12 protein-coding genes are annotated in these 13105 nt (G+C 62.9%); 5 read left to right on the top strand and 7 right to left on the bottom strand.

Annotation, left to right across the window (positions count from 1 at the left end; all coding sequences use genetic code 11):
* Positions 1–109: 109 nt before the first annotated feature.
* A complete protein-coding gene (locus ATN37_RS16695; protein WP_003943522.1) occupies positions 110–1141 on the top strand; it encodes an ABC transporter substrate-binding protein in 1032 nt (343 codons plus the stop codon).
* Between the two features lie 57 nt (positions 1142–1198).
* Here the strand turns inward: ATN37_RS16695 and ATN37_RS16690 are convergent, their stop codons facing one another.
* A complete protein-coding gene (locus ATN37_RS16690; RefSeq protein ID WP_003943458.1) occupies positions 1199–1675 on the bottom strand; it encodes a MarR family winged helix-turn-helix transcriptional regulator in 477 nt (158 codons plus the stop codon).
* Positions 1676–1795: 120 nt separating this feature from the next.
* Here ATN37_RS16690 and ATN37_RS16685 point away from each other — a divergent pair, with 120 nt between their 5' ends.
* Both ATN37_RS16685 and ATN37_RS16680 read left to right on the top strand, forming a co-directional pair.
* Entirely contained in the window at positions 1796–3412 is a 1617-nt protein-coding gene (locus ATN37_RS16685; RefSeq protein WP_064443026.1) for a DHA2 family efflux MFS transporter permease subunit, read from the top strand.
* A 29-nt stretch (positions 3413–3441) separates the two neighbouring features.
* The gene (locus ATN37_RS16680; protein WP_256933314.1) at positions 3442–4170 is read left to right on the top strand and encodes a hypothetical protein; all 729 of its coding nucleotides are present in this window, start codon (positions 3442–3444) and stop codon (positions 4168–4170) included.
* Positions 4171–4175: 5 nt separating this feature from the next.
* Here the strand turns inward: ATN37_RS16680 and ATN37_RS16675 are convergent, their stop codons facing one another.
* From ATN37_RS16675 to ATN37_RS16665, 3 genes are all read right to left on the bottom strand, one after another.
* On the bottom strand, positions 4176–5921 hold the full coding sequence (locus ATN37_RS16675; RefSeq protein ID WP_256520289.1) for a cholesterol oxidase substrate-binding domain-containing protein: 1746 nt from the start codon (positions 5919–5921) through the stop codon (positions 4176–4178).
* Between the two features lie 118 nt (positions 5922–6039).
* Positions 6040–6843, bottom strand: a complete 804-nt coding sequence (locus ATN37_RS16670; protein WP_007732353.1) for a metal-dependent hydrolase — start codon at positions 6841–6843, stop codon at positions 6040–6042.
* 220 nt (positions 6844–7063) lie between these two features.
* The gene (locus ATN37_RS16665) at positions 7064–7528 is read right to left on the bottom strand and encodes a hypothetical protein (RefSeq protein WP_003943487.1); all 465 of its coding nucleotides are present in this window, start codon (positions 7526–7528) and stop codon (positions 7064–7066) included.
* Between the two features lie 167 nt (positions 7529–7695).
* On the opposite strand from ATN37_RS16665, the gene ATN37_RS16660 reads away from it, so the two are divergent.
* Both ATN37_RS16660 and ATN37_RS16655 read left to right on the top strand, forming a co-directional pair.
* Complete coding sequence (locus ATN37_RS16660; protein WP_003943475.1) at positions 7696–8400, top strand: response regulator transcription factor; 705 nt, start codon at positions 7696–7698, stop codon at positions 8398–8400.
* The gene (locus tag ATN37_RS16655; protein WP_218695413.1) at positions 8397–9776 is read left to right on the top strand and encodes a sensor histidine kinase KdpD; all 1380 of its coding nucleotides are present in this window, start codon (positions 8397–8399) and stop codon (positions 9774–9776) included. The genes ATN37_RS16660 and ATN37_RS16655 overlap by 4 nt, the downstream gene beginning before the upstream one ends.
* Here the strand turns inward: ATN37_RS16655 and ATN37_RS16650 are convergent.
* From ATN37_RS16650 to ATN37_RS16640, 3 genes are all read right to left on the bottom strand, one after another.
* Positions 9673–10662: an LLM class F420-dependent oxidoreductase gene (locus ATN37_RS16650; RefSeq protein ID WP_007732341.1), complete on the bottom strand. Its 990-nt coding sequence runs from the start codon at positions 10660–10662 to the stop codon at positions 9673–9675. The two genes, ATN37_RS16655 and ATN37_RS16650, sit on opposite strands and share 104 nt — an antisense overlap.
* 6 nt (positions 10663–10668) lie before the next feature.
* Positions 10669–11355, bottom strand: coding sequence for an HAD family hydrolase (locus tag ATN37_RS16645; RefSeq protein ID WP_003943463.1), 687 nt, complete (start codon positions 11353–11355; stop codon positions 10669–10671).
* Between the two features lie 269 nt (positions 11356–11624).
* Positions 11625–13076: a catalase gene (locus ATN37_RS16640; RefSeq protein WP_003943483.1), complete on the bottom strand. Its 1452-nt coding sequence runs from the start codon at positions 13074–13076 to the stop codon at positions 11625–11627.
* Positions 13077–13105: the final 29 nt, after the last annotated feature.

Genomic DNA, 13105 nt, shown 5'->3' with positions numbered 1-13105 from the left:
GAATTGCGTAGCGGTCCCGCTGAGCGAGACCTGACGCGCCGCTCACCTGGCGTCAACGGTGCGGATACCTCCCTGACCAAGCCCGATAGCCTAAAGGTAGGGTAGCCTAATGCACTCACGCACCACTCTCCGGAGCCGCACGTCGGTCCGGGTCGCCATGGTTGCCTTGGCGACTGTTTTTGCCGCTACGGCCTGCGGCTCTTCCGACGCCGGCGGCAACGCGAACGGCAACACCGATGTCGCGACCGGCGGCAAGCTGTTCAGCACCGCCGACACGGAAACCGCGAAGCTCGGCAGCGATGCCGCGCCAGGCGAGTTCCCTCGCACCATCACCCATGCCCTGGGCGAGACCACCCTCGAGGCCAAGCCGACCCGCGTCGTCGTCCTCGACAGCGGTGAACTCGACGAGGTTCTCTCGCTCGGGATCACCCCGGTCGGCATCGCCAGCCCGGAAAGCGCCGCCGGTCAGCCGTCGTACCTGGCGGACAAGTTGGTCGGTGTCCCCGATGTCGGCACGACCAACAACCTCAACCTCGAGGCGATCACCGCACTGCAGCCCGATCTGATCCTCGGCAGCAAGCTGCGCCAGGACAAGCTTTACCCGCAACTCGCGGCAATCGCTCCGACGGTCTTCAGCATCCGCCCCGGCTTTCCGTGGAAGGAGAACTTCCTCCTTGCCGGTGACGCACTCGGCGAGGAGACCAAGGCTGAGCAGGTTCTCAACGACTACCAAGAGCACGCCGACAAGGTACGTGAGTCGATCGACGGCTCCCCGACCGTTTCACTGGTTCGTTTCATGTCCGGGAAGCTGCGCCTGTACGGCAATCTGTCGTTCATCGGCGTCATCTTGAAGGACGTCGGCCTGCCCCGCCCGGCGATCCAGGACATCGACGAACTGGCCGTCGAGGTCAGCCCCGAAACGATCACCGAGGCGGAGGGTGACCGAATCTTCTACTCCAGCTACGGAAATCCCGCCGACACGGGCCAGACCACGGTTGTTGCCGGACCGCTGTGGGCCAGCATGGACGCAGTCAAGGAAGGACGCGCCACCGAGGTGAGCGACGAGACCTGGTTCCTGGGCCTCGGCCCGACAGGTGCCGGCCTGGTTCTCGACGACCTGCAAGCCAAGCTCGGCAAGTAGCCGTCACCGGCACAAAGAACGCCGCCCGACTCTCCGGAGTCGAGCGGCGTTCTTTGTTCAGCGGTTGTCCTGCTCGAGGTGTTCGTTCATCGTCGAGTGAAGGTCGACGAGAAATTCCTCGAATCGACTGAGCAGTTCGGGCGGGTACTTCGCCATCATGGCGTCGAGTCGCACGGCAAGGGGCCCGAAGAACTCGTCCGCCAGGTCCTGCACATGCGCACTGCTGTGCAGCGTGACCACTCGCCGGTCGGCATTCTCTCGGGTCCGGACGATATGTCCCGCCTTCTCCAGGCGGTTGAGCAACGCGGTGGTTGCACCCGACGTCAGCGAGATCCGCTCTCCGAGGCGGGCGGGTGAGAGCGGCGTCCCCTTCTCCTCGGCAGCGGTGATTTCCATCAAGGCAGTCGCGTCGGTGGAATGCAGGCCGAGCCACGACGCGAATCGATGGCTGAATTCGGTGAACGTGCCACCGTACGCGCGGAATTCGTCCATCAGCCGCTCCCGCTCCACGGAGATGTCGCGCGGTGCCTCCACCTCGGTGATCCCACCTTTCCTGTGCCAGACGGCGGCCGGTCGAGCCCAGCGCGCACGTTGACAACTTACCGCCTCAAATATACCTTCATAATAAAGTTACTTCACAATGGAGGTTTATTCGTGAACATCTCACCCACCACCCGCAAGTGGTTGGGCCTGATCGCCATTGCACTCGGCGTGGCACTGATCGTCGTCGACACCACGATCGTCAACGTCATAGTTCCCTCGATCATCGAAGATCTCGGGATCAATTCCGTTCAGGCTCAATGGATCCAAGAGTCCTACGCAATCGTGTTCGCGGCACTCCTGCTTCTGGTCGGCAGAGTTGCCGACCTGGTCGGCGCCCGTCGTATCTTCATCGCCGGTGTCGTCGTGTTCGGCGCAACGAGCCTGCTGGCCGGACTGGCGCCGAACGGCGGTCTGCTCATCCTGGCGCGCTTCCTGCAGGGCGCCGGCGCGGCCATGATCCTGCCCACGTCACTGTCGCTTCTGAACGCGATGTTCACCGGAAAGGCGCGCGGCCAGGCCTTCGCGGTCTGGGGCTCCACCATCGGCGCTGCATCCGCCCTCGGTCCATTGCTCGGCGGCTGGCTTGCCGAACATGCCTCATGGCGTTGGGCATTCGGGATCAACATTCCGCTTGCTGCGCTCATTCTCATCGGCGCAGTGCTGTTCATCGCACCCTCGACGCGCACCGCAGGGCGCGTCGACGCCACCGGAGCGGCACTGTCCATCGCCGGCCTGGGCCTGCTGGCCTTCGGACTCGTCGAGGGACGAACGTACGGGTGGCTGACCACGAAGGAACCCTTCGATCTATTCGGTCTGTCATGGTCCAGCGGCCCGTCGCCGGTTCTGGTGGCGCTGGTTCTCGCCGTTCTGTCGCTCGGTGCGTTCGCCTACCGTCAAACCATGCTCACCCGCAGCGCCGATCCGTCGCGGGCACTGATGGACGTACGGTTGTTCTCCATCTCGTCGTTCCGCAACGGCAACATCGCGACGCTGATCATCGGACTCGGCGAGTTCGGAATCGTTGCGGTGCTTCCTCTCTGGCTCCAGTTCACGCTCGGATACAGCGCCCTCCAGGCAGGGCTCGCGCTGGTTCCCATTGCCATCGGCAGCTTTGTCGCCAGTGGTGCGAGCTTCGGGCTGGCATCGAAGGTCTCGCCGTTGGGCTTGGTCCGTATCGGCCTGGCTCTCGAAGCGCTCGGTCTCGCCGGTCTCGGATTCATCGCTGCGACAGACAGCCCCTGGTGGACTATCGCCGCAGTGCTGTTCTTCTACGGAATCGGCGTCGGTTTTGCGACTGCCCAGGTGACCAACGTCGTGCTCGAGGAGATTCCCGAGCAGAGCGCCGGTCAAGGCTCCGGCATTCAGAGCGCGTTCCGCCAACTCGGATCCGCACTGGGCATCGCTGTCCTCACCACGGTCTTCTTCAGCACTCTCAATTCGACGCTGAACAACGACCTCACCGGATCCGGTGTCGACCAAGCTCAGGCTGATCAGTTGACGCGGGCAGTCACCGACAGCGCAGGCGCCGCCATCGACTCGCTGGCCGGTTCACCGAACACTGCCTTCGTCGCCGACGCTGCCCAATCTGCGATGACTCACGGCATCACACTCGGCGGATACCTTGCGGCCGGATTTGTCGTGGTGGGCCTGATCGCCACGGCGCTCATCCCGAACAAGCCTGCCCCGTCAAACGAGGAGGAAACGAAAGCAGCAGCCGACGTCGCCTGACGGTCGGATCGGTGCAGTACGGTGCCGGTATGCGATTGTCCTGGTCACGGTCAGCACAGTCACGGTCTGCACAGTCACGGTCAGCACCGGGGCTCAGTGAGGCCGACATTGTCGCCGTACGTGAGCAAGCACGCGAACTGGTAGTCCCAGGTTTCGCGACGTTCGACGAAATCTGCGAAGCCGCCCGAGACTGTGTCGAGGGCGGCTTCGAGAACGACGAACTCGGCAGTCAGATCGACGCAGTAGTGCGTGAGGTCTGGGACCACAGACTCGAGGAGCAGACCCAGTGGACGGCTCCCGGAGACTTCGAGCGCCTCTCCGCAGCCTTCGCCGAACTCGAACGCAACGGCATCGTGGCCCGGATGAACTTCACCTGCTGCATGCAGTGCGGCACTACCGAAATCGACGACGAACGCACGCCGTCCGAACCCGACGAGAACGGGTATCCCTTTGCTCAGTGGGCGTACACGTTCTTCCACATGCAAGATGCGGAGCGTCTCGGCGACGAGCCGTCCGATCTCTACTTGTCCTACAGTGCGTTTCGTCCGGCCCACGATCTCGATCCCGCACTGGTCGCCGCTGCCTTCGGCGGCGACGAAACCGCCAAGGCACACATGATCGCGCACACCGATCAGACCGTCGGGCGCCAGGTAGCCGACGCACTCCGAACTCAGGGGCTGAGCGTCGATTGGAACGGTGACAACAATCAGCGTATCCGTGTCACCGACGTATGTTGGCGCAAACCGCTTCCGCAGTAGGAGATTCAGCTGGGTGGCAATACGCGGTCGAGGAACGTATTGCTGAAGACGCGGTGTGGGTCGTGTTCGTCGAGAGTGGCGAGAGCGAAGTCCCAATTCCCGTCGCCACCGGCACGGAAGGTGGCAGGCACTGTGCTGGTGAGGAATTCGTCGTCCTGGTACGCCGCCTGATCGGTGAATGCCCACCCCTTGGACCACTCCGGACGGAAGGCCGCGTAATCGCCGGAGTAGTTCGCGACCATCCACCGTTCCATTTCGCGAAGGAAGGCAGGCAATCCCGCGGTGCCGGGAATCGAGACCACGTTCATCCAGATCGCTGTGTCCCAGTCCTGACGATCCGCCCGCGGCCGCACCGCTGACAGGTCCGGCACTCCGGCGCTGTCGACCAACACCTCGCCGTCATCGTCGACACCGCAGAGACGCACTTCGAACGGCATGTTGACGGGATACCGCCCCAGCGACGCGTAGTGCGTCATTCGTTCGTTCAGCCAACTCGTCATCTCGTGGACGACTCGGCCGATGTTGGACCGCTTGGTGATCACGGCTCCGCCCCCGGCTACGACGCGCAAGGTCGTGTGCCGGAGGTAGAACAGAACGTCTTTCGACCAGCCCCAGAGATCGTCGGTGTCGGTCAGCACCAATCCTGCTGCTACAGCGCCGAACTGAGAGGCGCCGAACAGCGGTGTCGCAGCTTGGAGACCCTGTGCCACCATCCCCAACGGGGTGGTGACCTCTTCGGGAATCGCGTCGGAGAAGAAGTAGTTGTACGGCCCGCTCACCTCTCGGGACTCCGGCGGTTTGACCGGGGTCGGTGTCCAGACCTTGAGCCACGGTGTTTGCGTGAACGGGAACCAGATTGCTTCCACCCGTCCGGATTTCTCGACGAAACTCTCGTAGGTACGCCCTGGCGAACCGGGAGCAGCAAAGAGTTCTTGCCACGGAATGTCGGTGAAACTCTGGCACCGCAGCCGATAATTCTCCCCGGCTTGCAGCGTCACGGAGGTGACGAAGGTTCGACCCAGATGGGTCAGGAAGGCGGTGCTCTCGACGTCCGATCGGTGAAATGTCTTCAGTGCGTACCGATTGATGCCTTCGTCCCACGCCACCACCGTGATCTCGGTGATCAGGTTGCTCAGCGAACCATACGATTGACCAGGGGTGATCGTCTCCCCCACAGCCGGATAGGTTGCCCCGTGAGCACCGATCGCCAGCGCGCCGGCGATGGACAGCTCACCGATCGCCGGAGAGTTGGCCCAGCCGAGCCCTTCTCGCTCGAGCGCTGTCAGAATCGCTTCGATACTGGCGCCGGCGCCCGCCGTGACCGTTGCGGGCGTGCCGTGCTGCACCACAACCGAATTCAGTTTGGCCATCGTATCGACCAGCAGAACTCGATCCGAAGGCGCGCCGGGCACCACCGTCAACGGACTCCACCCGTGCATCGTTCCCTTCGCACGCACTGTGTACCCGTTGTCGAACGCCCAGTTGGCGAGGGTGACGACGTCATCGCTGTGACGTGCCGTGGCCGTCCACACGCTGTCGAGCATGATTTCTCGCGACCAGTTCGCGTACGCCTGCTGTGACAACGGAATGTCCGACGGAAATCCGGGCGGTGGCGCGATGGTCGATGCCGAACCCCAGGGAACTGCTCCAGCCGGCGCCCAGGAAATGCCCGCGAGAGCAGCTGCGCCGGCACTCGCTGCGAGAAATCCGCGCCGGCTCACACCGTCTTCGCTCGAGCTGTGCTCTGCCATGCGCTCTGCTTGATGCACCACTGCTCACTCCGTCAGCCGACTCGGTTCATGTCAGGGACGAACGTAGAACAAATATGATTACGATGCCAGTGGTTCCGTAATAAAAGTTTTCCGAAGCTCACTGCACCATCGGAGCGAAGACCGCGTAGATCGCTTCCGGGGCACCGTCGAACGCACTGATGATCAACCAGGCAGTCAGAACCGTCAACGCCGGCCCGATCAGGATCTTCTCGAGGTTCCCACCTGCACGGATGGACAGGAATGACGGCAGCCGTTGTTCCCACCATCGTTTGCCGCCGAGCGGAATCAGGGGCGCGAGAAACGGCACCCCTTCCTTGGTGATCGCATCGCCGAGACAGTGCGTGGCGCAACCCAGTGCCACCGCAACACCTAGCCCCGTGGATCCAGCCTCACTCGGATACCACTGCCAGGTGAGGGCAGAGAGCACCAACGCAACGGCGGAGACCGCGAGCCAACCCTTCTCCTTGGCCAATTCACCCGCCAATCCACGGATGGCCAACCCGAGGCAGAAGAACAGGGTGATGATGATGGCTGGCTTCCCGAACTGAACAACCAGCGCCGAGACCCCGGCACCCAACCCGGCGGCGAACAGCGCGGTGTGCGTGAGCGTCCGATGCCCACCACGACGCTTGCCGTCCTTCTTGCCTTTGGTGATGCGGTAGAAGGTCACCGAAATTGCGTCGATGCCTTTGGCCAGAGCCTTGCTGAGCGGACCGAATGATCGCGAAACCGTCGACTGACCGGTATCGAGGTCGGGAAGCAAGGCGGCTCCGGCACACACCCCGGCAAAGGTCAAAGTTTCCGCAGTGGATGTGGGCCCTCCCCAGTCGAGAGGCAACAACTCCGCAACCACCAACCCCACAGCAGCACCGGACATCGCGTGGGTGGGGCCCATGACCATGAAACACAACACCTTTCGAAACGCGCCCCGCATCAGGCCGTACCGCACCCTCTGCAAGACACCACACACATGACGCCGTCGGCGACGGCCCCGGCATGCTCGCCGAGACCGCCCCGAACGTAGCAAGTGCTACCGACAGGCTTGACCAACCTCCAGACCCAGTTGAGTACGGCCGTACCGTTCCAGGTCAAAGCGGTTCATGCGGAGCTTTTTTCGCTCGTCAGCCCGCGGCAACCGTGCATGACAGGGCAACGCCTTCCTCCAGCGGAGCGACACCGGCCATGTCGAGCACCTCTGCCGGAACACCTTCGGTCGTCGGAGCCCACTCGACGGTCGGCAACGCCGGCACCCCTTCACGCGCAACGAATGTCGCAGCTTCGCTCGGCACTTCGATAGTGACTGCGGCCGTACCGGCCTCCTCCGCGCGCACGACCTTCCCCTCGTCGATGAGCTTCTGCAGCTCCTCGTCGGAAATCGGCGCCGCGACACCACACGCTACTTCGGGAGCCACACCCAACTCGGCTGGAGCGGTCGCGATCGACCGCACCGCCACCGGTGACCCGTCGGAAATCGGGTTGGAAGCCCAGGCGATTCCCGGCGCCACTGCCATACCGAGGACCGCCACGGACGCCACCACCACACCGGTCCGGCGGGCCCGCTTGCCGTTCACTTTCAATCGCGTCATCGTTGTTCTCCTTGATCGAACGTTCTCGAGTTCTCGGCGCGGTCGCATCCGAGAAACCCGAGGTTATGAAGCCAACACTGCAGATCTGTTGTCGGTTTCTTAGGAGTTGATGAGAATGCGACGGCCCTCGCTCCGAGCGAGGCCCCAGGCCTTGATCCGATGGCACCATGGCTGGGGTGAGTACACGCGAGCGCATCCTGATCGTTGACGACGACGCGAAGGTTCTGAATTCGCTCGAACGTGGACTCCGATTGTCGGGCTTCGACACGGCAACTGCCGTCGACGGACGATCGGCCTTGTCATCGGTGAACAAGCAATGCCCGGCCGCGCTCGTTCTCGACGTCAACATGCCCGGCCTCGACGGCGTCGGGGTGGTGACCGCCCTGCGCGCGATCGGCAACGAGGTTCCGATCTGCGTACTCAGCGCCCGAAGTTCCGTGGGTGATCGCATCGCGGGGCTGGAGGCGGGCGCCGACGACTACCTCACCAAGCCCTTCGAGTTGGCCGAGCTCGTCGCCAGACTCCGCGCATTGCTTCGACGCACGACGCGAGCCACCCCGTCGGTCGACCATCCGATCACGGTGGGACCGCTGACGGTCGATCTCCGTGGCCATCGAGCGCACATCGACGGTAGGCGAATCGAACTCACCAAAAGAGAATTCGACCTGTTGTCGGTACTCGCCGAGCACGCCGGTGTCGTACTCAGTCGCGCACAACTCCTGCGACTCGTCTGGGGTTACGACTTCGCTGCCGACACCAATGTCGTCGACGTCTTTGTCACCTACCTACGCAAGAAACTCGAAGTCGACGGAGCGCCCCGCGTGATCCACACAGTGCGTGGGGTGGGCTTCGTCCTGAGGGCCGAACGATGAAGCGGCCGCTGTCACTTCAGACTCGCGTAGCCATCGCCTCGGGCCTGGCCGCCGGAATCGTGATTGCCGCGATCGGAATTGCGTTCGCGGTCTTTCTGCGTGTCAACGGATCCGAACAACTCGAACGCACTCTCGATTCCGTCACCCTGGGCGTCGCGGCGAGTGCGCCGAGCCCGCTATTCATTGAAACACCAACTGCAACAACAGAACCATCCGTGGTCAGCCCCGGATTCAACGCCGCGACCGTCAGCGCCTTGGCTACCACCGATGTTCGCAGTCGTGATGTTCTGGTGCCCGGCGACAGCGGCGCCGCACTGGCCGTCAGCATCCCCGAAGACCCACTGACCCAGGCAATCCGTGAACAGCAGTTCCAAGTGGCCGCTGCAGCAGTGGTCGCCATCCTTGCCGCGGCCGGGCTCGGTTGGTTCCTCACCGGCCGAGCCGTCCGGCCACTACAGCAATTGACCGAGACCACCAGTTCGATCGGCAACAACCTCGACGTCGACGGACTCTCGCGCCGGGCACCGTCGGTACGTGGAACGCGAGAAGCCGAAGAACTGTCGGAGGCAATCCACAGCATGCTCAGTCGCATCGAAAGCGATCGAAGCCGCACCGAGGAGGCGTTGGAGTCGGCACGCGATTTCGCTCGCGTCTCCGCCCACGAACTGCGCACACCTCTCACGTCGATGCGTACCGATCTCGAAGTTCTCGCAACACTCGATCTCACGGAAAGCCAACGGCGCGAACTGTCCGGCGAATTGTTGGAGGCGCAGCGCCAGATCGAGCGCACCCTGACCGACCTCGAGACTCTAGCCCTGGGTGACGTGGCCGATCCCGAGGATTGTGCCGACGTCGATCTCGTGGAGGTTGCCGATCGCGCCGTCGCTGACGCAGGCCGTCTGCACCCGCAGGTCGACGTTCGTTTGAAAGCACCGGAAGAACTTTCGGTTCAGGCCTTTCCCGCGGGTATCCGTCTGGTGCTGACCAACGCCGTCACCAATTCCGTTCGGCACGGCAATGCCGACGAAGTCGAGATCACCGTCCGATCAGGGGCTGCGACGGGTTCGGCGACGGTATTCGTCGACGACAACGGCACCGTGATCGCGCCTTCGCAACGCGAAGCGATGTTCGAGAGATTCGTTCGTGGTACCGGTGCGGGCGACGCCGGAAGCGGTTTGGGACTGGCCCTCGTCGCGCAGCAGGCGAGGCTGCACGGCGGTAGCGCGCGACTCGACAAGAGCCCACTCGGCGGAACTCGATTGATCTTCTCGATCAACCCAATTCGACGTGCAGAGCCTCGAGCAGCGGCTTGGCCGCCTCGTCGAAGAATCGGTCTTGGGTATCTCCACCGATCTGTACGAGTGCCACATCGGTGAATCCGGCGTCCGTGTATGCCTTGACCGCTTCGACGATCACATCGAGATCGGGACCACACGGAATGCTTTCAGCTACATCCTCTTTGCGCACGAACTGAGTCGCACCCGAGAAGCTCGCCGGCGTCGGCAGTTCGGAGTTCACGGACCACCCTCCGCCGAACCACCGGAACTGCTGATGAGCTCGTGCAATTGCCGTGTCGCGATCAGGGTCCCACGAGATCGGAATCTGACCGATGGTCCGGCCTGCGGGAGCCAATCCGTATGCTCGGCCGTGCACGTGCTTCCACAAGTGCACTAGCTCCGAATCCGGTTGCACGGCAATCAGATCGTCGGCCATCGGACCGAAACGCTCGACGGACTTGTCTCCGGACATGGCCAGCGCCAGCGGAACCGGGTTCTCGGGGAGATCCCAGATCCTGGCGGACTGGACGTCGAAGTACTCCCCCTTCCAGCTCACCAGATCTCCGGCGAGCAGTGCGCGAATGATGCTCACCGCCTCCTGCAGCATGTCCTGGCGGGTGTCGATGGACGGCCAACCCTCGCCGACCACATGCTCGTTCAGGCTCTCGCCACTTCCCAATCCCAGGGTGAAGCGTCCGTCCGCGAGGATCTGGATCGTCGCAGCTTTCTGAGCGACGACGGCGGGGTGGTACCTCACGGTCGGACAAGTCACGTACGTCATCAAACCGACTCGCTCGGTGGCGTGGGCGACTGCCCCCAGCACCGACCAGGCGTAGGGTGCATGCCCCTGCTCGGTCAGCCACGGCGAGTAGTGATCACTCATCACTTCGAAGTCGAAGCCGACTTCTTCGGCCCGAACTGCATGGCGAACCAGTTCTTTCGGACCTGCCTGCTCCGTCATCAAGGTGTAGCCGAATCGTGCCATCACTGATCAACTCCCGGTATCTAGGCCTGAAACGAGTTCGGAAATCACACTGCCGTCGAGGTGGTCGAGGAGGTCGCGGGCGTCGTCGTACACGGCAGCCGCACCCGCACCTTCGAGTTCGTCGGTCGACATGCCGCCGCTGCGCACTCCCACAGCCACAACGCCCGCCCATGTCGCCGCCTTCATGTCCCAGACGGCATCCCCGACCATGACCGCATTGCCCGCGTCGACACCTGCCTTCGCGAGCGCGACCTCGATCAGGTCCGGATCAGGTTTGGCCTCGTCGACGGATTCCGAAGAGGTGGCGGCGTAGATCATTTCGTCGATGTCGAGCGTCCGGCGTAGCAACTTCAGTTCGTCGTCCGGCGCCGAGGTAGCGAGCACCACGTGCAGTCCGAGCGAGTGAACTCGGCGGATCAACTCGCGCGCTCCCGGCAGTACTCGGAGACGGTCGGCCGACTGCCGGTAGTACGTGGTGTGAAGTTCTTTGGCTCGCGGTCCGCACCCGTCGATGTCTTCGCCGAGCAAGGACTCCAGTAGTTGGTCTCCGTCCATGCCGATGCTGCGGTGTACCCGCCACGCGTCGACCGGGCGACCTACCTCGAAGAAAGCTCGCGACCACGCTTCTACGTGCAGATAGTTGGAATCGACGAGCGTTCCGTCGATGTCGAAGAGAACCGCACCTATTGCCATGGGAATTGACTGCCCAACACCTCGGTTCGCGAAACTTGTGCCCCGAGCATTCTCAGCTCGAGAAGCGGATCATGGAGAGTGCGAACAGCAGAAGTGCACGTCGAACAGGGGTGTCGTCATGGAGTCAGTCGTTGTATTCCTTCTCGCATGCTTCGTCTATTGGTTTGCGCTTCTGTAGTTGGGTAGACGGAAACGGACCGCTGCCGGGAAGTGATTTCCCTTGCAGCGGTCCGCATTCGGTAGACCTAGGCGATGCTCATGTCAGCGGGTCACTGACCTGCGCGTACACCTTCTTCGACGCGCTTGCCCAAATCTGCGTCGACGTTCTTCCAGTACTCGAAGACACGCAGCAGAACTTCTTCGCTGACGCCGGCAAGGGCGTGGCCGACGATGTTGCTCACCAGGCGCTCACGAGCTGCGTCGTCGAGAACTTCACGGACCAGCGTTCCGGCCTGCGTGAAGTCGCCGTCCTCGGCGTGCTCGATGTATCCGGCGCGCACTGCCTTGCCGTCGAATGCCCACAGTCCTTCGTCACCGGCAACCGACGGATCGGCATGCGGTCCGCCGTACGAGTTCGGTGCGTACACCGGCGTCGACGGGGAATTGAAGCTGTAACGCATGGCGCCCTCCTTGGAGTAGGAGTTCACCTCGTTCTTCGGGGCATTGACCGGCAGGTCGGCGTAGTTGGTGCCGATGCGGTAACGATGTGCGTCGGCGTAGGAGAAGACGCGGCCGAGAAGCATCTTGTCCGGGCTGAATCCGATGCCGGGCACCACGTTCGACGGCTCGAACGAAGCCTGCTCGATCTGCGCGAAGAAGTTCTCCGGGTTGCGGTTCAGCGTCCACTTGCCGACCTCGATCAGTGGGTAGTCCTTCTGGGACCAGACCTTGGTGAGGTCGAACGGGTTGAAGCGGTAGCCTTCGGCCTCGTCGACCGGCATGATCTGAACCTTGAGTGTCCAGCTCGGGAAATTACCGGCCTCGATGGCGTTGTACAGATCCGCGCGGTGGTAGTCGGGATCGCTACCGGCGAGGCTGTCTGCTTCGGCCTGCGTCAGGAACTCGATGCCCTGATCGGTCTTGAAGTGGTACTTCACCCAGAAGCGTTCACCCGCAGCGTTGACCCACTGGTAGGTGTGCGATCCGAAGCCGTCCATGTTGCGCCAGGTCTTCGGGATACCGCGGTCACCCATCAGCCAGGTCACCTGGTGAGCGGTCTCGGGACGCAGAGTCCAGAAGTCCCACTGCATGTCGTGGTCACGAAGACCGGAGCCGGGCAGTCGCTTCTGCGAACGAATGAAGTCGGGGAACTTGATGGCGTCCTTGATGAAGAACACCGGGGTGTTGTTGCCGACGAGGTCGTAGTTTCCCTCTTCGGTGTAGAACTTCATCGCAAAACCGCGCGGATCGCGCCAGGTGTCCGGGCTGCCCTGCTCACCGGCGACGGTGGAGAAGCGGACGAGGGACTCGGTCTTCTTACCCGGCTGCAGGAACGCGGCCTTGGTGTACTTGCTGACGTCGTGGGTGATGACGAGTTCACCGAAAGCGCCGCCGCCCTTGGCGTGGACGATGCGCTCCGGGACACGCTCGCGGTTGAACTGCGCGAGCTTCTCGATCAGGTAGTGGTCGTGAAGGAGCACCGGCCCCTGAATACCCGCGGTCAGCGATTCGTCATCACTTGCGACCGCGATACCGAAATTGTTGGTGGTGGGCTTGGTCATGGCGAAGCCTCCTAGCGTTGTGGGCTGGG

The organism is Rhodococcus sp. MH15, from assembly GCF_019266045.1.
Taxonomy (GTDB): Bacteria; Actinomycetota; Actinomycetes; order Mycobacteriales; family Mycobacteriaceae; genus Rhodococcus_F; species Rhodococcus_F qingshengii.
Note: the sequence above shows the minus strand (reverse complement) of the source record. Positions and strands in the feature narration are given on the sequence as shown.

Bases quoted from the DNA above. Each gene is read 5' to 3' on its own strand.
- ATN37_RS16680 (WP_256933314.1), top strand. From the start codon at position 3,442: ATGCGATTGTCCTGGTCACGGTCAGCACAGTCACGGTCTGCACAGTCA.
- ATN37_RS16675 (WP_256520289.1), bottom strand. From the start codon at position 5,921: ATGGCAGAGCACAGCTCGAGCGAAGACGGTGTGAGCCGGCGCGGATTT.
- ATN37_RS16650 (WP_007732341.1), bottom strand. From the start codon at position 10,662: ATGGCACGATTCGGCTACACCTTGATGACGGAGCAGGCAGGTCCGAAA.
- ATN37_RS16640 (WP_003943483.1), bottom strand. From the start codon at position 13,076: ATGACCAAGCCCACCACCAACAATTTCGGTATCGCGGTCGCAAGTGAT.
- ATN37_RS16670 (WP_007732353.1), bottom strand. From the start codon at position 6,843: ATGGTCATGGGCCCCACCCACGCGATGTCCGGTGCTGCTGTGGGGTTG.
- ATN37_RS16645 (WP_003943463.1), bottom strand. From the start codon at position 11,355: ATGGCAATAGGTGCGGTTCTCTTCGACATCGACGGAACGCTCGTCGAT.
- ATN37_RS16655 (WP_218695413.1), top strand. From the start codon at position 8,397: ATGAAGCGGCCGCTGTCACTTCAGACTCGCGTAGCCATCGCCTCGGGC.
- ATN37_RS16665 (WP_003943487.1), bottom strand. From the start codon at position 7,528: ATGACGCGATTGAAAGTGAACGGCAAGCGGGCCCGCCGGACCGGTGTG.
- ATN37_RS16660 (WP_003943475.1), top strand. From the start codon at position 7,696: ATGGCTGGGGTGAGTACACGCGAGCGCATCCTGATCGTTGACGACGAC.
- ATN37_RS16695 (WP_003943522.1), top strand. From the start codon at position 110: ATGCACTCACGCACCACTCTCCGGAGCCGCACGTCGGTCCGGGTCGCC.